At 43.8% G+C, this 20,341-nt stretch carries 14 protein-coding genes and 1 pseudogene; 1 reads left to right on the top strand and 14 read right to left on the bottom strand.

Features of this window, described 5'->3' with window-relative positions:
* Positions 1–8: 8 nt before the first annotated feature.
* The 9 genes and pseudogenes from treC to OM416_RS09920 all read right to left on the bottom strand — a co-directional run bounded on the left by treC (position 9) and on the right by OM416_RS09920 (position 12,107).
* Positions 9–1,730 carry an alpha,alpha-phosphotrehalase gene (gene treC, locus OM416_RS09880; RefSeq protein WP_264929050.1) on the bottom strand — a complete coding sequence of 574 codons (1,722 nt, stop codon included), beginning with the start codon at positions 1,728–1,730 and terminating at the stop codon, positions 9–11.
* A 377-nt stretch (positions 1,731–2,107) separates the two neighbouring features.
* A complete protein-coding gene (gene dctA, locus OM416_RS09885) occupies positions 2,108–3,463 on the bottom strand; it encodes a C4-dicarboxylate transporter DctA (protein ID WP_264929051.1) in 1,356 nt (451 codons plus the stop codon).
* Positions 3,464–3,701: 238 nt separating this feature from the next.
* Positions 3,702–4,394, bottom strand: coding sequence for a metal-dependent hydrolase (locus OM416_RS09890; protein ID WP_017688878.1), 693 nt, complete (start codon positions 4,392–4,394; stop codon positions 3,702–3,704).
* A 98-nt stretch (positions 4,395–4,492) separates the two neighbouring features.
* On the bottom strand, positions 4,493–6,205 hold the full coding sequence (locus tag OM416_RS09895; RefSeq protein WP_413775773.1) for a glycoside hydrolase family 13 protein: 1,713 nt from the start codon (positions 6,203–6,205) through the stop codon (positions 4,493–4,495).
* A gap of 118 nt (positions 6,206–6,323) precedes the next feature.
* A complete protein-coding gene (locus OM416_RS09900; RefSeq protein WP_264929052.1) occupies positions 6,324–6,782 on the bottom strand; it encodes a VanZ family protein in 459 nt (152 codons plus the stop codon).
* Positions 6,783–6,824: 42 nt separating this feature from the next.
* A pseudogene (locus OM416_RS09905) lies at positions 6,825–6,917 on the bottom strand (AraC family transcriptional regulator); the annotation flags it as partial.
* A gap of 121 nt (positions 6,918–7,038) precedes the next feature.
* Complete coding sequence (locus OM416_RS09910; RefSeq protein ID WP_264929053.1) at positions 7,039–9,471, bottom strand: glycogen/starch/alpha-glucan phosphorylase; 2,433 nt, start codon at positions 9,469–9,471, stop codon at positions 7,039–7,041.
* Between the two features lie 336 nt (positions 9,472–9,807).
* Positions 9,808–10,911 (bottom strand): glucose-1-phosphate adenylyltransferase subunit GlgD, encoded by a 1,104-nt coding sequence (glgD, locus tag OM416_RS09915; protein ID WP_169482801.1) that lies wholly within the window; start codon positions 10,909–10,911, stop codon positions 9,808–9,810.
* Between the two features lie 26 nt (positions 10,912–10,937).
* A complete protein-coding gene (locus OM416_RS09920) occupies positions 10,938–12,107 on the bottom strand; it encodes a glucose-1-phosphate adenylyltransferase (protein ID WP_169482872.1) in 1,170 nt (389 codons plus the stop codon).
* Positions 12,108–12,729: 622 nt separating this feature from the next.
* On the opposite strand from OM416_RS09920, the gene OM416_RS09925 reads away from it, so the two are divergent.
* The gene (locus OM416_RS09925; protein ID WP_264929054.1) at positions 12,730–15,165 is read left to right on the top strand and encodes an ATP-binding protein; all 2,436 of its coding nucleotides are present in this window, start codon (positions 12,730–12,732) and stop codon (positions 15,163–15,165) included.
* Between the two features lie 10 nt (positions 15,166–15,175).
* On the opposite strand, the gene OM416_RS09930 is transcribed toward OM416_RS09925, so the two are convergent.
* From OM416_RS09930 to OM416_RS09950, 5 genes are all read right to left on the bottom strand, one after another.
* Entirely contained in the window at positions 15,176–16,243 is a 1,068-nt protein-coding gene (locus OM416_RS09930) for a hypothetical protein (protein WP_264929055.1), read from the bottom strand.
* Between the two features lie 44 nt (positions 16,244–16,287).
* On the bottom strand, positions 16,288–17,226 hold the full coding sequence (locus OM416_RS09935; protein WP_264929056.1) for a tyrosine-type recombinase/integrase: 939 nt from the start codon (positions 17,224–17,226) through the stop codon (positions 16,288–16,290).
* Between the two features lie 141 nt (positions 17,227–17,367).
* Entirely contained in the window at positions 17,368–18,510 is a 1,143-nt protein-coding gene (locus tag OM416_RS09940) for an amidohydrolase family protein (RefSeq protein ID WP_264929057.1), read from the bottom strand.
* Positions 18,511–18,512: 2 nt separating this feature from the next.
* On the bottom strand, positions 18,513–19,571 hold the full coding sequence (locus OM416_RS09945; protein ID WP_264929058.1) for a pyridoxal-phosphate-dependent aminotransferase family protein: 1,059 nt from the start codon (positions 19,569–19,571) through the stop codon (positions 18,513–18,515).
* Positions 19,555–20,340 (bottom strand): ABC transporter ATP-binding protein, encoded by a 786-nt coding sequence (locus tag OM416_RS09950; protein WP_264929059.1) that lies wholly within the window; start codon positions 20,338–20,340, stop codon positions 19,555–19,557. The genes OM416_RS09945 and OM416_RS09950 overlap by 17 nt, the downstream gene beginning before the upstream one ends.
* Position 20,341 lies beyond the last annotated feature (1 nt).

The following is a 20,341-nucleotide window of genomic DNA, read 5'->3' on the forward strand; positions in this document are numbered from 1 at the left end:
AAATGTGATTAGTCCTGTTGTGGCACAAGCCACATATAGGATGCATACGGACTGAGGGAGATTTCCTGTGTCAGTACAGGCGCTACCTCTGTATTTCCAATGAGTAACTCTACTGATTTATTTGTAATATGATCATTCCACACCGCTTCCGGAAGCGAGAACGTGACGTCCCGTTTACTGAAGTTTGATACAACAATTAGAGTTTCACTGCCATTGGTCCGTGCGTACGCGAATACATCCGGGTGTGCATCGTCCAGGCGTTCATAGAGACCGTCAGTCAGCACGTTAACCTGTTTACGCAGGGCAATCAATTTGCGGTAGTGGTAGTAGATTGAATCCGGGTCAGCCAGCTGCTGCTCCACGTGAATGGACGGATACCTTTCATCCACCTTCAGCCAAGGTGTTCCGGTAGTAAATCCGGCGTTCTTACTTCCATTCCACTGCATCGGTGTTCGGGAGTTGTCCCGGGAACGCTCTTTTACAATGTTGAAAGCTTCTTCAGCGGATTTGCCTCGTTCTTCCTGAAGCAGGCGGTACATGTTCGTCGATTCGATATCGCGGAACTCACTAACGTCATTCCAGACTGGATTCGGCATGCCAATCTCTTCTCCCTGGTAGACATAAGGTGTACCTTGCATTCCGTGTATCGTTGTTGCAAGCATCTTGGCACTCTCGGCACGGTAGTCACCATCATCGGCGAATCGGGACAGCGCCCTGGGCTGATCATGGTTATTAAGGAACAGCGCGTTCCAGCCTCCACCGGCTTGCATGCCTGTCTGCCACTCACTGAAGAGCTGTTTCATCGCTTCGAAATCATACGGCATCAGTTCCCATTTCTGACCATTCGGATAATCCACTTTCAGGTGGTGGAAGTTGAACGTCATTGAGAACTCCCGGGAAGCCGGGTTCGAATATTGGATGCAGTGTTCCAGTGTTGTGGAGGACATCTCGCCTACCGTCACCATGTTGTGAGGCCCGAATACTTCGTCGTACATCTCGGTGATATATTCATGTACACGGGGTCCATCCGTGTAGTACTTGCGCCCATCACCAGGTGATACGCTGCCATCGTCATCCGGGAAACGCTGGTCTTTCGAGATCAGGTTGATCACGTCCATACGGAAACCATCTACACCTTTTTCGGCCCAGAACTTGATCATATCCCGTACAGCTTTGCGTACTTCTTCATTCTCCCAATTTAGATCTGCCTGCGTTTTATCAAATAAAGTCAGGAAATATTGTCCCGTCTGTTCATCATACTGCCATGCAGGTCCACCGAACTTGGATTGCCAGTTGTTAGGCACACCGCCGTCCGGAGCAGGATCTTTCCAAATATAATAATCCCTGTACGGATTATCCTTGGAAGAACGGGATTGCTGGAACCACTCATGATCTGTCGAGGAGTGATTCACCACGATATCAATCATCAGTTTCATATCACGAGCCTTCAGACCTTTCAGTAGTTCGTCAAAATCCTTCATCGTCCCATAATCCGGATTAATCCGATAATAGTCCGCTACGTCATACCCATTATCATGCTGCGGAGATACATATACCGGCTGCAACCACACAATATCGATACCCAGATGCTGCAAATAATCAAGCTTCTCGGTTAATCCACGAATATCTCCCGTACCCGATCCGGTTGTATCATTAAAGCTCTTCGGATATACCTGATACACCGTTGATGTCTTCCACCAAGATGACGGAGTTGTGTTATTAGAACTCATGTTAACGCCTCCAATAAATTGTAATGCTCTCATGTGATGTTCTCGGCTAACTTCATATCTATATTACATAAGTAAACATGTATATACAAGTTGAAACTATAATATGTATATTCTTCGCCTCTTCTACACATTCCCCATAAATCTTTCCTCTGTAACATTTATTTTGGAACCTGCGTTCGTAAACCCAATGATATCTGTATTGGGAAAACAAGAAACCGTCTGTTCTTCCCACGATTGGAGTGGCAACAGACGGTCTAATTTGGTTGAACTTGGTTGAGCTTTTTAAATGTATTCTACTGTTTTTACTGTTGTAATGGATTGTTATTATAAAGTAGCTGTCATTTGACTAATAAATCACCACAGCAAGGACGCGCTTCTTACGACATCTCCGGTGAAACTACGGCTTTCCCTTGTTTTTCCTGCATATTCAACTTCAATAGAGATAGTGCAGCTTGCTCTTCTCTTTCCAGTTCAGCAGCACTGATCTCACCAGAGAGTACGGCACGCATTCGCTTCTGATCCAGCAGACCTTCCCATTTTGCGACTACGAACGCTGCGACACAGTTTCCCATCAGGTTTGTAAAGACACGCATTGTATCCATAAAGCGATCTGCACCAAGCAGCAGAGCAACCGCTGCTACCGGGAAGGCATTGACGGCTACTGCCGTCGCGGACAGAGCCAAGAATGCGGAGCCAGGTACACCTGCCATACCTTTGGAACTTAACATCAACACTAGCAAAATTGTAATCTGCTGTACAAACGTCAGTTCAATACCTACGGCCTGAGCCACAAAAACTGTCGCTAGCGATAGATAGATTGAAGCACCATCCAGATTGAACGAGTACCCCGTCGGCACCACAAGCCCCACAACAGCACGATCACAACCCGCCCTAGTGAGCTTGTCCATCATGCGTGGCATCACCACTTCCGATGATCCCGTTCCAATCACCAGCATCACTTCAGAACGGGTATACTTCACAAATTGCAGAAAATTCAGCCCGGTGATCCACCAGGCAGCGAGTGCCAACATAACAAGAAACAGCAGCGCTGCGCCGTAACAAGCCAGAATAAGCAGTCCGAAGGACGATAATGTGGAAGCTCCATAAGCACCAACCGTATAGGCCATGGCTCCAAATGCACCAATCGGTGCGAGTTTCATGATATAACCAATGATGCGGAACACAATTCCGAGCAGGTTCTCAATCAGCGTCAGTACATTTTCTTTCGCTTTACTCTCTGTTGCTGCCAGTGCAACCCCGAACAGACAGGCCACGAGCAGTACTTGCAGTAGCGCATTCTGTGCAAAAGCGTCCACAACACTCGTCGGAATAATATTCATGATAAAGTCTACCGTATGTGGCAATTCGGAACCATTCGTTTTCGCTTCAATGCCACTTGCATCTATGGTTGAAGGGTCCACGTTCATTCCCGCACCTGGGCGAAGCAGATTGGCTGTTCCCAATCCGAGTAACAGCGCTACTGTAGTTGCAATTTCGAACCACACGATGGCTTTCAGTCCAATGCGTCCGACGGACTTCAGATCACCAATCTTGGCAATGCCTGTCACAATCACCATGAATATGAGTGGTGCGATGATCATCTTAATTAATTTAATGAAGCCTGTTCCGAGCGGTTGTAGCAAACTGCCCAGATCGGGCCACAGGATGCCTACGCCAATCCCGATGATTACCGCTACAATAATTTGAAAAAATAATGATTTTACAAATGACATGAACGCTCCCCCTGTTTGCGGTCAATTCGGATTTCCGGTTGGTTTCCGTGTAACTTTTTATATCATTCTGAAACGGAGTTCAACAATGGAATTTCAATGTTTTTGTCATTTATACCAACTCTGTCTGTGAAAATTGAACCTGAAACCGAAAAAAGACGAATATCGCGTCAGTTATCTTGACGTGATATTCGTCTTTATCTATAAATCCATTTATTATTGAACAGGGGTTAACTGTGCATCACAGGGTAATAGATTCTCCCGGGGCCAGCACACGTCCTTCCAACCCTTTTGCAGCCAGCTGCTGCACGAAGTGTTCCGCATCCTGACGAATCACCGGGAATGTATCATAATGCACCGGGATGGTCAATTTGGCATTAAACCATTCGGCTGCTTGTAGCGCATCCTCAGGTCCCATGGTGAAATGTCCACCAATCGGCAAGAAAGCTACATCGATATCATGGCGATCACCGATCATTTTCATATCCCCGAAGAGACTTGTGTCTCCGGCATGCAAAATGGTTTTGCCACCAATATTAATGATATATCCAGCAGGCAAACCTGCATACATGATCCGTTGTTCTTCTTCCAGCACGATACCTGAAGTATGGAACGCCTGAATCATTTTGGCTTGAGCAAAATCAAGATCTACCGTTCCGCCCATGTTCATCCCGAGCGTGTCCAGACCTTTCCAGGACATATATGTAGCCAGCTCTACAATAGCCACAACTTTGGCGTTATTCGCTTTGGCAATCGGTTCAGCATCGAGGATGTGATCCATATGTGCATGTGTCAGCAACACAACATCGGTCTTGATATCTTCCGGCTTCGTAACAGCAAGCTCGTTGCCACGCAGGAAAGGATCAATGATCAGAGACTTTTCTTCTGTGCCCAGCTGTACACTGGAGTGACCGTGGAACGTAATATTCAACAACTTGGGTTCCTCCCGACATATGTTTTGATTATTTGATAACCACTTTATTTATTATAAATCATTGCTCTTCACCAACGCAAAATTCGCGATCATTCGTCTCACCGCTGCTTACGATACACTCTTGCTTCGTATGGTTGAAGCTGAATGGCACCCTCATCGGTAGAATAACGTCTGTTAACATTGCCGATGATCAGCTTGGCATGCTCGGAATTCCAGCCTCCCGGCCAGTGCATCTCGGGTTCATGTCCACGGAAATTCAGAATGACCAACATCTGCTCATCATCCAGCGTTCGTGTATAGGCATAGATATCCGGATCATCCGGCAGAAGCAGTTCATACGCCCCATAGATCAGCACTTTATGTTGTTTGCGAAGCGCAATTAACTTACGGTAATAATGCAAAATGGATTGCGGATCACTTTCGGCATCAGCCACATTAATCTCAGGATAATTATCATTCACCTGAATCCACGGCTGACCCTGGGTAAAACCTGCGTGTTCCGTCTCATCCCATTGCATCGGCGTGCGGGCATTATCGCGACTCTTCAGCCAGATTGCCTGCATGACTTCATGCTTCGACTTACCTTGACCAATGTAATGATTGAAATAATTTTTGGTCTCGATGTCCCGATATTGTTCGATATTCGGGAAAGCGACATTGGTCATACCGATCTCTTCTCCTTGATAGATGTAGGGTGTCCCTTCGAGTGTAAGCATCCACGTCGCCAGCATCTGAGCAGAACGCACCCGATACTTACCGTCATCTCCAAAACGCGAAACCGGACGCGGCTGATCATGGTTGCCCATGTAATTGGCGTTCCAACCTCTGTCATGTAAAACCGTTTGCCACCGGCTCATGATTTCTTTGAGTTCGGTCAGCTTCCATTCCTTATAGTTCCATTTACCAATTCCAGAAGATTTGGCATCGATAAACATATGCTCAAACTGGAATACCATATTAAGTTCATCACGATCCGTACCTACATAAGCCAGCGCCTGTTCAGGCCCAAGTCCGGAAGTCTCGCCAACCGTCATGGGTCCGTATGGTTTCAGGATCATGTTATTCAGTTTTTTCAGGATGGAGTGTACCTGTTCCAGGTTGGAAAAGAGCTGATACGCTGGAACCACCGGCAGATTATGCGGATTGTGGACGCTTGGCAGACCTTCCGCCTTGGCAATATGCGCTACTGCATCGAAACGGAATCCGTCTACCCCTTTTTCCAGCCACCAATGCACCATCTCATACATCTCTTCTGCCATCTTTTCATTGTTCCAGTTGAGATCCGGTTGTTGTTCCGAATATAGATGTAAATAATACTCATTCGTCTCGGGGTCATGCTTCCATACTGAGCCGCCAAAATAGGACTCCCAATTATTCGGCACCTGTCCATTTTTACCTGAACGCCAAATATAATAATCCCGCTTCGGATTCATCTTCGATGAACGAGACTCGGCAAACCATGCATGCTCATCCGACGTATGATTCAGCACCAGATCCATCATGATCTTGAGCCCACGCTTGTGTGCCTCTGCCAGTAATCGATCAAAATCCTCCATCGTGCCGTATTTACGCAAAATGGCGTAGTAATCCCGGATATCATATCCGTTATCATGTCCCGGTGAATCGTAGATGGGACAGAGCCAGATTACATCTACACCCAAATTCTCTAGATAATCCAGCTTCTCATAGATTCCCTGCAAGTCGCCCTGTCCATCCCCGTCCGAATCCTTGAAGCTACTCGGGTAGATCTGGTATACCACACTCTCTTTCCACCAAACGATATCGCCCACCTCGCTCTCATCATTGTTCACTATATAATCTCTGCTCGCTGTATTAAGCCGTTAATATGTTTTATCCGAAATGATTCCCTTGTAAACATTTGAAAGGTATCTTATGCAAAAAGACCCGGTCACGGCCGCGATCTGCGGCTCAATTCCGAGTCCTTCTTGGTGAACATAAAAACAACTTAAATACGGCGTAACCTATCCAGGCACCGATCGTGTTCAGAATAATGTCATCCACATCAAACGAACCTACACGTGTAATCAATTGTGTGACTTCAACACCTAGCAGAAGCAAAACAACTGTCGATGAAAAGGTCAGGAACGAACGGCACCTCCGAAACAACCACGGAATCCAGATGCCCAACGGAATGAACAATACGATATTGCCAAACAGGTTTTTGACCCAGGTATCTGTATTGTACCTCTCCCTCTCCAAAAGAAGTGGCCGAATGGTCTCGAAGGGTACGAGATTATATTGATAATACATGCCAGGTGTTCGTCCACTGACAAACAGTAAATTGCCCATAATCAGTATGTAAAGCACTGCCATGCAAGCAACAATTGCGAGCATCCACTTAGAGTGGAGCCATGACTTTTCGCTCATTTATTTTATGCCTCCGACCTTAATTTCCGCGAGGCGGTAGGTCTATTTTAAAGGGATATAGATCTTCATGTCCAGTTGTTCAGGAGTCGATTTCCAAACATCCGTCACTTCAAAGTCCGGCCCTTCCCTCCGTTCATTAATTCACTGTATGCCAAAATCCCCTTGATCTACAAGGAGATGCTCTCTACGCTGATTGATTAACCCGTAGAGATAGCTCTTGTGAACAAGGGGATTTTTTTGCCCTAACAATTTATTCTTAGCCTTTCCAGTTCCCGGACACGGGATGAATACCCCAGATATCTGTCGCATACTCACTAATGGTACGATCACTAGAGAATATACCAGAATGAGCCGTGTTTAATATTGCTTTCTGAGTCCAGCCTGGAATATCCCGGTACGCCTGGTCAATGGCAGCATGCGCGTCTGCATAAGCAGCAAAATCACGCAATACAAAGTATTCGTCACCATGAGCCAGCAGCGAATCATAGATATCCCAGAACTCCCCATCACGATAACAGAATGCACCTGGATGCACCAATTGCTCAACGACCTCGCGAATCCGATCATCGTGCTGAACAATCTCATTCGGCCGGTAGCTGCCGGAACGATAATACTCAAGCACTTCGTCTGCACGCAGACCATAGATGAACATATTTTCTTCTCCGACCTGCTCTGCCATCTCCACATTGGCTCCATCCATCGTGCCAATCGTTAAGGCGCCGTTCATCATAAACTTCATATTGCCCGTACCTGAAGCTTCCTTGCCTGCGGTTGAGATCTGTTCACTAACATCCGCAGCCGGAATAATCTTCTCTGCAAGAGAGACGGAATAGTTTTCGAGGAAAAATACCTTCAAGCGGTCATTCACCGCTGCATCCCGATTCACCGTGTCAGATACCGTATTGATCAGCTTGATGATTTTCTTGGCAAAATAATAACTCGGTGCTGCCTTGGCTCCAAAGATGAACGTACGTGGCACCATATCAAACGAAGCATCATTCTTAAGCCGGTTATACAGATGCATCACATGCAGGATGTTCAACAGTTGCCGTTTGTACCCATGCAGCCTCTTCACCTGCACATCAAAAATGGAATCCGGATTCACTGTCGTTCCAGTATGATCCAGAATATAAGCAGCAAGTCGTTCCTTGTTATCCCGCTTAATCGAACGGAACTGCTCTTGGAATGAGGTATTATCCGCAAAGCCTGCCAGCTGGTCCAACTTGCCCGGCTCTGTTATCCATTCGTTACCAATTGTATCCGTGATGAGATCCGACAGTTTCGGATTGGCATGCATCAGCCAGCGGCGATGGGTAATACCATTCGTTTTGTTATTGAAACGCTCTGGATACAGTGCATAGAACGGAGCCATCTCGCGCTCCTTCAAAATCTCGGTATGCAATGCAGCGACACCATTGACGCTATGACTGCCTACAATCGCCAGATGCGCCATCCGCACCTGATCGTTCGCAATGATCGCCAGGTGCCCTATGCGATCCTGATCTCCCGGATACCGGTCCAGCAGCATGCCACAAAAGCGTTTGTTGATCTCTTCAATGATCATGTAAATCCGTGGCAGCAGCTTGCTGATCATGGATACAGGCCATTTTTCAAGCGCTTCGCTTAGCGTTGTGTGATTGGTATATGATACAGTGCGAGTTGTGATATCCCATGCTTCATCCCAACCATAACCTTTCACATCAATCAGGATGCGCATCAGTTCTGGAATAACCAAGGTTGGATGCGTGTCGTTGATGTGGAAAGCTACCTTATCCGGCAATCGGTCATACGAAAGCTCCAGCTTGTTGAATGTACGCAAGGCACTTTGCACGCCTGCCGAACACATGAAGTATTGCTGCTTCAATCGCAGCAGCTTTCCTTCGTACTGGGAATCATCCGGATACAAGAATTCCGAGATCGATTCAACCGAACGGCTATAATCCAGATAACCGTAGTAGTTCGAAGGGGTGTCGAGTGAAGTCTCGCGCTTCGGCTCGGCACTCCATAGACGCAATGTGTTCACATGGGTTTGACCATAACCGATGACAGGCACGTCATAGGGAATGGCGACAACCGATTCGGCATCTTTTGTAACAAACTGATATTCTCCATCCTGTTCGTGAGCTTCTACCCGGCCCCAGAACTGTACTTCCACCTTTTTGTCTGGACGACGGACTTCCCATTCGTTGCCTTTATCCAGCCAATTGTCAGGTAATTCGACCTGATTGCCATTGATGATTTTTTGCTCAAACAATCCGTATTTATAGCGAATGCCGCAGCCATGTCCCGCATATCCAAGGGATGCAAGTGAATCCAGGAAACAGGCAGCGAGTCGTCCGAGACCTCCGTTACCGAGTCCTGCATCCGCCTCCTGTTCTTCCACCTCTTCCAAGGAGAAACCCAGTTCAGCCAGACTGTCGCGCACCAATTCCAATTCATTCACATTCAACAGATTGTTGCCGAGCAGACGTCCAATCAGGAATTCCAGCGAGAAGTAATAGACCTGTTTATCCTGGCGCTGCTTAAACCCCTGATTCGACGCTGCCCAATCCTGGCCTGCATATTCACGAATCATGCTTCCCAGTACATGGTACACGTCTTCCTGTGTTGCTTCTTCAATCGGTTTGCCCAATTTGCTGACCAGATTCCGTGTAAAGATACTCTTGAACGTTTCCTTGTTGTCAAACAAAAGTAGGTTCCTCCCGGGGAAATCCTGCAGGACGGTGGCGGTTCATACACTCTGTTGCTCAACATTGTGCAAAGTGGCCGTTCCGGTGACGAATCGTTCTTATGATCGCTGTTACCCCTGTATTTTCTTGAATTTATTAATTAGATGTGAAAATACAGTGATAAAGGCGAGCGCTTCGCTTCTTCAGAATCGATTTCGTCCCCTCCACTACGTTTGCATGTTGGTGAGAACTTTTGTGCTGCATTTCATGCGTCAAAAAATGTATGAACCTTAAATCCATCCTACAGGATTTTTATTTTATATATATTTATAGAAGATATCGGTTACGTGTGGGGATTAGATAATAGTACTTTTAGCTAAAATGTATGGATTCGACGGGTCGCCGATCAGCGTCTGTCCCCCGGTCAGCTTCACGTCTTTATCGAGAATGACATTCTCAAGTACCGTCCCCTCACCAATGTAACATTTCTGCATGATGATGGAACCTTTAATTTTGGCACCCTTCGCCACCTGTACGCCGCGGAACAAAATGCTGTCCTCCACCTCGCCACCAACGATGCAGCCATTGGCAAGGAGTGAATGTTTAACATCAGCGGTATCCAGGTATTTGGCAGGGGCTTCATATTTGATTTTGGTCTGAACCGGATCTTCCTTGAACAGTTGTTCATACTGCCCTGTATTCAACAGATCCATACTGTTGCGATAATAACTGTCGATCGAATTGATAACTGCGTGATAGCCATCATATGCATACGCAGCGATGTTCAATCCATCCGGATTTTTTTGAATGACATCTCGGAAGAAATGGCTCTCGCCATGATCGATGCAGCGCTGCACCTGGCGCAAGAACAATTCCTTTTCCATGATAAAAATTTCTGTATATATATTCGGGTGGTTAGCGCTTTGGTGAATGTCCACCACGTTGCCGTCCCCGTCATGGTCAACTTTGACACAGGCGTCATGCTCAGGCAGCAGTTGATCCACTTTTTTGCATACCAGTGTAACGTCCGCTCCTTTGCTGATGTGATACCTATAGACATCCTGGAGGTCTGCTTTGGTCACATGGCGACTGCCCGCATGCACAACATATTGCCCTGCACCTCTGTGGAAAAAGTCCAAATTGTTATGGAAATGCTGCAAATCCCCCTGTGACGTATCTGTTGGATCGTTCCAGTCCGGTGGCAAAATAAACATACCTCCATGCTTGCGATCCAGATCCCAAGGCTTGCCGTCACCGAGATGGTCCATCAGGGAGCGATACTTACGACGTACAAACACACCTATACTCTCAATGCCTGCATTCATCATATTGGATAGAACAAAATCGATCAGACGGTAACGCCCGGCATAAGGCACCGCGGCTCCGCAGCGAAAGTACGTCAATTCCTTCAATTCCTCAAGTTCATGGTCAAGGTTAATAACTCCGATCAATGGTTTCATCGCATGCACCGTCCTTTTGGCTTCAATTAGGCCTTGCTGGTTATTCCTTGGCGAAGCTGACGTTCCAGTTCTTCCTGATCCACGAGCAATATATCACTTTCATCTCCCGGTGCAGGCGAAATCTGTGTTCCATCCGGAATAACCAATCCTTCTGAGATAATCGCTCGGTAAATGCGCACATTTTGCCCGATTTTCACCCTTGGCATGATGACCGAATCGATAACGGCGCTGTTCTCCCCAACTTCAATGCCATAGAACAGAACGGAATGATTGACCTCACCATGCACAACACTGCCTTCACTAATGATACAATTCCGCACCTTGGCCGATGGAGAGATGTATTGTGCAGGTTGATTTGGATTACGTGTAAAGATACGCCAGTCCGGATCATTCAGATTAAACGGTGTGTCTTCGTCCAACAGGTCCATATTGGATTCCCACAGACTGCGAATGGTACCTACGTCTTTCCAGTAACCTTCGAACGGATACGCATATAAGGATTTTTCATTTTCAAGCAACAAAGGAATGATATCTTTACCAAAATCATAGGAGGTGGATGCCTGTTGTTCATCCTGGATCAGAAAACGTTTCAGTACATCCCACTTGAAGAGATAGATACCCATGGAAGCGAGTGTGCTCTTGGGCTCAGGAGGTTTTTCTTCAAATTCATAGATGCTATAGTCATCGTTGGTGTTCAGCACCCCGAAACGGCTGGCTTCTTCCAATGAGACATCAATAACCGATATGGTGCAGTCTGCATCTTTTTCTTTGTGATACTGGAGCATCTTTTCGTAATCCATTTTATAGATATGATCCCCTGACAGAATGAGCACATGCTCAGGATCGAATTGTTCAATAAAGTTCAGGTTACGGAAAATCGCATCCGCTGTCCCCCGGTACCAGTTGCTACCGTCTTCACGTTCATGTGGAGGCAGTACGTATACCCCGCCGTTTTTACGGTCCAGATCCCAGTCACTACCAATGCCTATATAGGAGTGTAGGACAAGTGGTTCATACTGAGTCAATACGCCCACTGTATCAATACCTGAATTAGAGCAGTTACTCAGCGGAAAATCAATGATTCGGTACGTGCCGCCAAAATATACAGCTGGCTTAGCCAGTGATTTCGTTAATCCTTTTAACCTCTTACCTTGCCCTCCGGCAAGTAGCATCGCTACAACTTCTTTTTTCGCCATCATTACAGCCTCCTCCACGTGCATTCGTTCTGATTCATTTCAGAGCCCATAATCGATATTCTGTTGTGTGGACACTGTTGTCTTGATTAGGAGCTTGCTGTACAGATGTGTAGCTGGATGAATCAACTTGCTGTTGAACTTGTTTGATTGTGAAGCCTGAAATAGAGATAATGCGGTGTAGAATTGCCTTGACTGACTTACTGAGGTGAATGTTAGATGTAGAGCTTAAGGTGTAGCTCGTGGACAATGTAATAGACTACTCCTATTTAACATTAAACACGAAACGGACTGGGGAATCTTACTGGAAAACATCGACATCGAGTTTAGGTTCAAATCACCCTTTCTCGTGTCGTTGCTATCATAATGTATTCGATAAAAAGGAATGAAACTCCTTTTGGAAAATTCATGGTAAAAACATGTGGTTCGTGGATCTATATACCTACAAAATTGTATAAAAAGGGCTTTAGTATCAGGAATTATAATATTTATTGTAAATTTTTAGAGGAATACATAGAAATGTGTCGAATAATAGATATGGTATAAAAGTAGCACTTAGAATTGCATTGAGCAATCTATCGAAGAGTTACATACTAATAACTATAAATTATTTGGAGGTCTTGTGATGTTGTCTAGTGCACAAGAAGAAATAAAGAAGAAAATCAAAGATTTCTTCAACGGGGATCAAGTCAATATAGTTTATTTAAGTGGAGCAACTGGAAGTGGTAAAACATTTTTGGTAGATAATTATCTGAAGGAAATTGATAATTACGAAGATTGGAAAACTTATTATATAGAGGGTAAAAGTGGTGATGTCAGTGCATACTCAACAATTATTCAATCTGAAAGCGTTAATTCTCCCAAAACAGAAGTTACAGGTAGAGGTTTGAGTTTAGGCTTCCGCATACTGGAAATCTTCAATATTGGTCTAAGTAGTACCTCACGAATAAAAGAAATCTTTGATTCCAAAATCGATTTTTTCATCACGATGCTAAGAAAAACAACCGAAAGTAATATTTTAATTATCGCAGATAGTTTTGAGTTCTGGGATGAATCTTCGAAGACTCTGATAATGGCTATTATAAATCACAAAAAAATTTTAGATCACAAAAAGGTTAAATTACTCATTATCGCAAACGAAGATGACAATTCAAAAGTGATGAATTTAAATTCTAGAACGCTTTTTAATTCAGTGAAGAACTTAAGGCTATCGCTTCCTAATTCTGATGAAATAGAAGAAATTATTAAACTGCTTGGGTATAATTTAGTGCTAACCAATGAAGAAATTGAAACAATTATGTCCTTAAGCGGAGCTAATATAGATTTTATTAGAATAGTTATTGAAGCTTTGTATACCGATGGAATTTTGGAAATTAATAAAGACGGATCTGATTTAAATCTAAACAGTATACTTGAACATCGTCTGAAAATATTTGGTTCAAGAGAAGCTGATGCTAAGGATGTACTTAAAGCGTCATCTATTATTAATGGTGAATTTAATACTAATGAGATCAGGTTTCTTTGCAGTGAAAATAATGATGTTGATAATCTGTTGCATGAATCCTATACTCATTTATTCTTAAAAAAAGGACGTAAATTCGCTTTTTCTAACAGTAAAATTAGAGATTTTTTCTATGAGAAAGTCACAGGTACTCAAGCCAGATTTCATTTTCAGTACTCAAAGTACTTACAAAAAAATAAACCAGAAAACTATTTTTCGCGTGCACTGCACCTTTCCTTAGCAGATGACGAAGGACTAGAAACTAAAGAAATATTTGGATTATTTGCTTTAGCTTACTGTAGAAACATGGATATTTCAGCTGATGAGGGACATCAAGTTCGCATTAATATGATGCTCAATCATTACATTAATAATAATGACAAGTCTGTTTTTTTGAAAACTGACTTTGATCACTTATCCAGGGCGTGTGAATATTATTTGTCTCAAAACTATAAGGAATCCTATCAAAAGTTGAATCAAATATCAACGTCTCATTCACTACTATTTCGTTCTGAGGTATTAAGAATGAAACTTTTAGTTTCACTAATGTTAGATTTGGACACATCAAGAATAGAACGAGATACTCAAGCATTGTGTGCAGTTTTAGACGATATTGGACAAGAAGAGGCAGAACAGTGGGCTCAATGTAACTTTGCTCTCTTCTCGACTTATACGAACAAACTCGGTCAATTTGAAAGAGGTAAACAAATTGTAGACAAGTTACAGAGTTTTATAAGAAAACAAAATAACAGACCCTTTTTTGAGTACCTAGGTAGAGTCTTGGACAGAAAAAGTTTCTTATTTGATTCGGCAGAAATATCAATAGCGCCTATGAGAGATAGTGTTGTATATTTCAAAGCAACCGGTGACTACTTACAATACTATTTTGCACTGTGCAACTATGGAGGGATTTTAATTGTTTTAAACCAATTTGAAGAAGCGTCAGCACAAATAGAAGCAGCATTACGTCTTATTGAAGAACATGATTATATTAAATTCCCTTCAATAGAAAAGAATTATAATAATCTATTTTTAGCTAAATTTTTGTCTGTTTTTAGAGGTGGAGAATCAGTAACTAAACAAATCCTCGATGAGAGCATAATGAATTTCAAAGCTAAAATTCATTATGTTCCAACCGAAAAGGATGCTGTAATGTTAATTAATCTTGCAAATTTGTATTTGATAAATAGAAATTATCAAGATTACGATTCAACTATAAATATTTTAAAACATAAAATTCTTGCAAACACTGTTGATAGTTTCTATGAATACCACTTGACCAACTTAGAACTGGCTAAAAATATACTCCAATGCAATTGGCTTGACGCAGAAAATATACTCGGTGACTCTAAAGATAATCTTCCTAATTTTCATACAAAAAATGAAGATAAATTAAAAAATAGGCTGGTAGCCTTAGATAAATTGATTAAAAATAAGTTGATACTCGAACCCGCTGAGCTTGATCAATGGGTATACGAAAACTCCAATCCCAAAGATGAGTCTAGTTCTTTTCATTGCAGATTATTTCTTTTTTCTGACCTGCAATTCTCATCGTTATAGTCAGTTATCACTAATCTATTTTCGTAGATAATCCAATTATTGTACTATATATATCGTGATACTCTAAACCCAATTGGTTAAAAGCATAAGCAAATGAGCTATGCTTGGTTGTATAAGGCGAAGCAGCTATATCCATTAAGTAAGCAACACCCTGATTATCAATTCTAAAATCTACTCTTCCATAACTCCTTAACCCTACAAGTTGAGCGATGTCAATCGCTGTTGCTTTAACTTTTTCGCTTATTGAACATGATAGCTCTTTATCTAGGGAGTAAAAGTTATAACCGTCATTGAAAGAGTGCTCATAAGTCAAAATACTCTGTTTTAGATTATTTTCACCATTTATTGAAATGCCTATTGGATTTAAAGCGTGAGGTCTACTAGAAATAAGTAAAGGAACTTCACACTCATATCCTTCTATGAATTGTTGTACTAAAATAGGAGAATTTTTCTCTTTGCTATCATTAATGATTTTTAGTTCAGTATTGGAATCAAACAATTTAATCGATGTTTCTGATAAACCTATGCTAGCTGATTCGTGCATAGGCTTTATAATAATCTTTGTATCTAATTGGGGTTTATTACCAGATAACCATCCATTTGATGGATGGTAAACCCAACTATCAGGAACTTTCACATTATGAATCTCTAAATATTTGGTATAAACATATTTCGCTCTACTTAATGATATAACAAGTGCATCTGAGCCTGTATAAGGTATAGACATTAGATCACAAAAGGAAGGAATAAGAGATTTCTTCCCAATGTGCTGACCGTTTCTAGATAGATTATATACAAACCTTTTATTCTTGAAATAGGACTGTTTGAGAACTTCAAGTATAAATTCAATCTCGTTGAAAAAAGTCTCAACAAAGAAATCAGCCCTTTTGATACCTTCAAAAACTTCATCAAATTCTTTGTCGTTGAAAAATTCGTTGTTATCGGAATAGCTTATAAGAGTATTGTTTAATTCTCTTGTATTAGAGCGTGTGTTAGTTAATAAAGAGATATGGTACTCCTTTTTTAACTGTGCAGCAACAGATCTAAAGTTTTTTATCAGATTCTCAATTTCATTCATCCACAAGACCTCCAAATAATTTATAGTTATTTGGAGGTTTTGCTCTACACTTTCAAGTTGTTTCTCGGATTGAACCTCGACAGCACATCCTTCTTCCGCTCAACTGACACCTCTGTATAAATTTGGGTTGTACTAACGTTCGTATGCCCAAGAATCTCCTGCACTGAGCGCAAATCTGCCCCGTTGTTTAGAAGATGTGTAGCAAAGCTGTGCCTTAGATAGTGAGGTGTTGATTTTTTGCTGACCTTAGACATGTCCCTGTATTTGGAGTAAATATCTTCAATGGAATAAATCGAAAGTCGATCACCATATTTGTTGAGAAACAGCGCATTAGACTTGGAGTCGAAATGCTCGCGAGCATGCAGCCAAGTTTTAATCTTAAGAATTACCTCGTTGCTCGAAATATACAATAAGCGCTCTTTACGGCCTTTCCCAAAGATCAACACTGTCTTTTCTTCGAGATCAATATGCTCCATATCAATATTCACTAATTCGCCGATACGAATGCCGATTACGTAAAGCAATTCGATAATAGCATCATTGCGCTGGTTGATCCGTTTTCTAAAGATCGTACGTAAATGCTTCATATGTTCTTGTGGTGCGTTTAACAACCTTTCAACCTCGGTCACTGAGAGAGTCTTCGGAATACGTCTTGCTGTTTTGAAATTTCTTCCAAAACCAGAAATAGGCGATTCGGCAATGTCCCCTTCTTGCACCAAATAATTAAAAAATGCTTTAAAGCATATGTATTTTCTTTTGATCGTTGAGTCTTTCAATGTGTGTTTACTTGTTAATTGTTCCAGGTACTTTCTTAAATTGTCTCTGTTCACATCATGTAAATGATTGTCATTGAGCCATTCTACCAGTCGGTTGAGGTCAGATCGATAGGCTTTTATTGATTTGTCGGATAAATTCCGTTCTACGCTTAAATAGATTTCGTATTGCTTGATATATGTATTTAAATCATGATTGCCGAGTTTCATAGTGCCTCCTGATGTATATATGATATGTCGCATCGCTCGACCTACATTATTGCGCATGCCAGCTTATTTGTGAAGATGTCCAAAGTGCTATAGACTGACCAATACTGATTTTCTTGCAAAGAAAAAAACGCAGAAACCAATTTATGGTTTCTGCGCTCCGGTAATGACGGAAACAATACTCTCCCGCAACTGATCTGCATTTTTCGTTTGATACGGATCGGCATTGAAAATTACGGCGTCCGCAAGATAACCTTCTGCAACCTGCCCCAATTCGTCGCCACGACCCAGAATCTCGGCAGCGTGAGTCGTCGCAGACTGCCACGCTTCTGTCCGGGTCAAGCCGTAGTCTATCAGCGTGTCCAGCTCCTGCAGGTTGTAGCCATGGAGCGCAGGTGTGGCATAATCGGTACCGAATCCGAAACGAACTCCTGCTCTTTTGGCATATCCGATGGCTGTGGAATGGGCTTCAGCAGCACGCGCTGCACGATCACTAATGATAGCAGGCAGCGCCAGTACACCTTTTGGATCTGCGGCAATCCTATAGATCGATGTGGTCGGCACAAAGGCAGTTCGGGACTCGGCAAGTCTGCCAGCCTGATCCTCGGTTAAGAACATTCCATGTTCCACTGATTCCACCCCTGCCTGGATGGACCAGTCGATCGTCACGCCTCCCCAGGTATGAACAAGCACCTTTTTATGATGAGCATGTGCATGACGAACGATGAATGCAAACTCTTCCTCCGAAAATACGGGATCTAACACGTGTTCTGTAGGTGCTCCAAGTCCACCTGTTGCCATGATTTTAACCCACCCTGCGCCTGTATCAAATATATCGTTCAACCGTTGTTCCAGATGCTTCACACCACGCGCATCTGCCGCACCCAACATTTCACTGCTGGTTTCAACCTTCAGAGGATGTCCATAATGTTCAACAAGATGCTGAGCCGTGCTTGGCAACAATCCACCTGCATCACGAGCGGTGGTTACACCAGTCCTAAGCGTGGCTGCAAAAGCTTGCGCCTGCATGACTTCGATTTCTTGCTTATCACGCTTCAATTGATCCGAGTGGTCGAAGTCTGTCCATGCCAGATGTGTATGAAGGTCAATTATGCCCGGACTAATCCACAAATCAGCATCTGGACGAACCTGATCATCATACGGTGACAAAATTTCTACGACTGATGCAAACCGGCCATTCTGAATCAAGATATCGAAGCGTTTGCCTTCAATACCTGCTATAAAAATATGTTTGAAGTTTTGATCTTCTGATTTTACCTGAGTCATATTCATTTCCCCCAAACGAGGCGAACAGCCTGGACTGCCTGCTCATGGTCCTGATTCAATAATGCCGCAATAGTCGCAACAGCTTCCTCTACACCCGACAAGGATGCATTGGCCCCAAAATGATTAATTCGCAGCAACTGTCCCAAAAGTTCTCCGTCCCCCGGAGCAACAATGCCGATCGGGTGATCGATATGCAACTTCTCTTCCCCGGATATTCGAACCGTCGTAGTCAGTGTAGAATACGTTTTGCTATCTTTTTGCCAAGGCTCCAGACCTAAAGCCTGAATACCGGCAATGGCTGATGCAGCAGCCCGTTCATGACGCTTGATCACTTGCTCCAACCCTTCTGACTCGATCGCTGTCAATGCCGAGATTAGCGCTCTGGCTTCCAGCGTTGGAATGTTGGGAGGAACACGTACCGGTGCAGTCCCCTTCCCAGATGGCTTCAGATCGAGCAAAGAGAGAATGGAATTACGCGGTGCATACGCATTGGACTCAAGAAATTTCCAGCCGCGCGGCGAAATGCTTACAGCGCTGATGCCATTAGGCCCAGCGAGAGCTTTTTGGGCACCGATAGCTACAAAATCCACGCCCCATTCATCAACAGGAAGAGCCTCTCCCCCAACTGCCGAGACGGAGTCGCTCACCGTAATCAGTTTGTGGGCACGGGCAATCTTTATGATTTCCTCCGCTGGATTGGATCCACCTGTAACCACCTCAGCTTGAACAAAGGATACAGCGGACGGTTTATACCGTTCAATCGCGGCAGCAACCTGCTCCGCAGGTACAACTTCATCAAAAGGGACTTTGACTTCAATAACCGTTGCCCCGCCGCGTTCAAGCCATTGACCAAATAAACTGCCGTATGGCCCTGTCACGACATTGACAATGGTGCGACCTGGCGCGGATATTCCGGCTGCCACGGCCTCTATGCCCAAGATCGCCTCTCCAGGGATGATCACCGGGGCATGCTCCGTAGACAAGAGCCTGGAGAGCAATTGTGTAAGTGTCTCGTATTCACTCCGCGTAAGCGGTACAAATCCTTTATAAGGTTGGCTCATATAAACCTCCTGATGAAATTGATTTTGGCATTTTTGGAACGGCGGACAGCAACTCTCGACTATATGCCGTTTCAGGACGAATGAAGAATTGCTCCTTGGGACTGATTTCCACAAGCTGACCCTGCCTCATAACGGCTACCGTATCACTAATAGCATGGATGACTCCCAGATCGTGAGAGATGAACAACAATGTAAGATTAAGCTCACGCTTTAGCAAATTGAACAGTTCAAGCACACTCAGCTGCACAGAGACATCCAGTGCACTCGTCGGTTCATCCGCAATCAGCAGGCTCGGCTCCACGCTTATTGCTCGTGCGATCGCAATCCGTTGGCGTTGTCCGCCGGAGAATTCGTGGGGATACTTGTCCAGTGCTTTACTCTCTAACTGAACACGGGCCAGGAGCTCTCTCGATCTTTTCTCCACCTGTGAACGGTCCACAATCCGATGAAACAACAGCGCTTCAGCAAGAATCTGCCGGATGGAATGCTTGGGATTCAGTGAGGCATCCGGATTTTGGAAGATCATCTGTATGTTTTTATATTGCTCACGACTTCTCTTCTTTTTCAATGTTTGATCTCCCAGCAGAATTTGCCCCTCATCGGGCGTGATCAAGCCGGCAATAACCCTCGCAAGAGTAGATTTCCCCGAACCAGACTCACCGACAAGACCAAGTGTCGTATGATGCTGGAGTTTCAATTCAATGTGGTCGAGTGCAGTAAAGTCACCATAACGAACCGATACATTTTGTATTTGCAAAGCTGGTTCCATC

This window comes from Paenibacillus sp. LS1 (genome assembly GCF_026013365.1).
In the GTDB taxonomy this organism is placed as follows: Bacteria; Bacillota; Bacilli; order Paenibacillales; family Paenibacillaceae; genus Paenibacillus.

What these genes read in the sequence shown, in the direction of transcription:
- dctA (WP_264929051.1), bottom strand. Translation starts at nt 3,463, where the DNA reads ATGTCATTTGTAAAATCATTATTTTTTCAAATTATTGTAGCGGTAATC.
- OM416_RS09900 (WP_264929052.1), bottom strand. Translation starts at nt 6,782, where the DNA reads ATGAGCGAAAAGTCATGGCTCCACTCTAAGTGGATGCTCGCAATTGTT.
- OM416_RS09940 (WP_264929057.1), bottom strand. Translation starts at nt 18,510, where the DNA reads ATGACTCAGGTAAAATCAGAAGATCAAAACTTCAAACATATTTTTATA.
- treC (WP_264929050.1), bottom strand. Translation starts at nt 1,730, where the DNA reads ATGAGTTCTAATAACACAACTCCGTCATCTTGGTGGAAGACATCAACG.
- OM416_RS09925 (WP_264929054.1), top strand. Translation starts at nt 12,730, where the DNA reads ATGTTGTCTAGTGCACAAGAAGAAATAAAGAAGAAAATCAAAGATTTC.
- OM416_RS09930 (WP_264929055.1), bottom strand. Translation starts at nt 16,243, where the DNA reads ATGAATGAAATTGAGAATCTGATAAAAAACTTTAGATCTGTTGCTGCA.
- OM416_RS09950 (WP_264929059.1), bottom strand. Translation starts at nt 20,340, where the DNA reads ATGGAACCAGCTTTGCAAATACAAAATGTATCGGTTCGTTATGGTGAC.
- OM416_RS09945 (WP_264929058.1), bottom strand. Translation starts at nt 19,571, where the DNA reads ATGAGCCAACCTTATAAAGGATTTGTACCGCTTACGCGGAGTGAATAC.
- OM416_RS09920 (WP_169482872.1), bottom strand. Translation starts at nt 12,107, where the DNA reads ATGGCGAAAAAAGAAGTTGTAGCGATGCTACTTGCCGGAGGGCAAGGT.
- glgD (WP_169482801.1), bottom strand. Translation starts at nt 10,911, where the DNA reads ATGAAACCATTGATCGGAGTTATTAACCTTGACCATGAACTTGAGGAA.
- OM416_RS09935 (WP_264929056.1), bottom strand. Translation starts at nt 17,226, where the DNA reads ATGAAACTCGGCAATCATGATTTAAATACATATATCAAGCAATACGAA.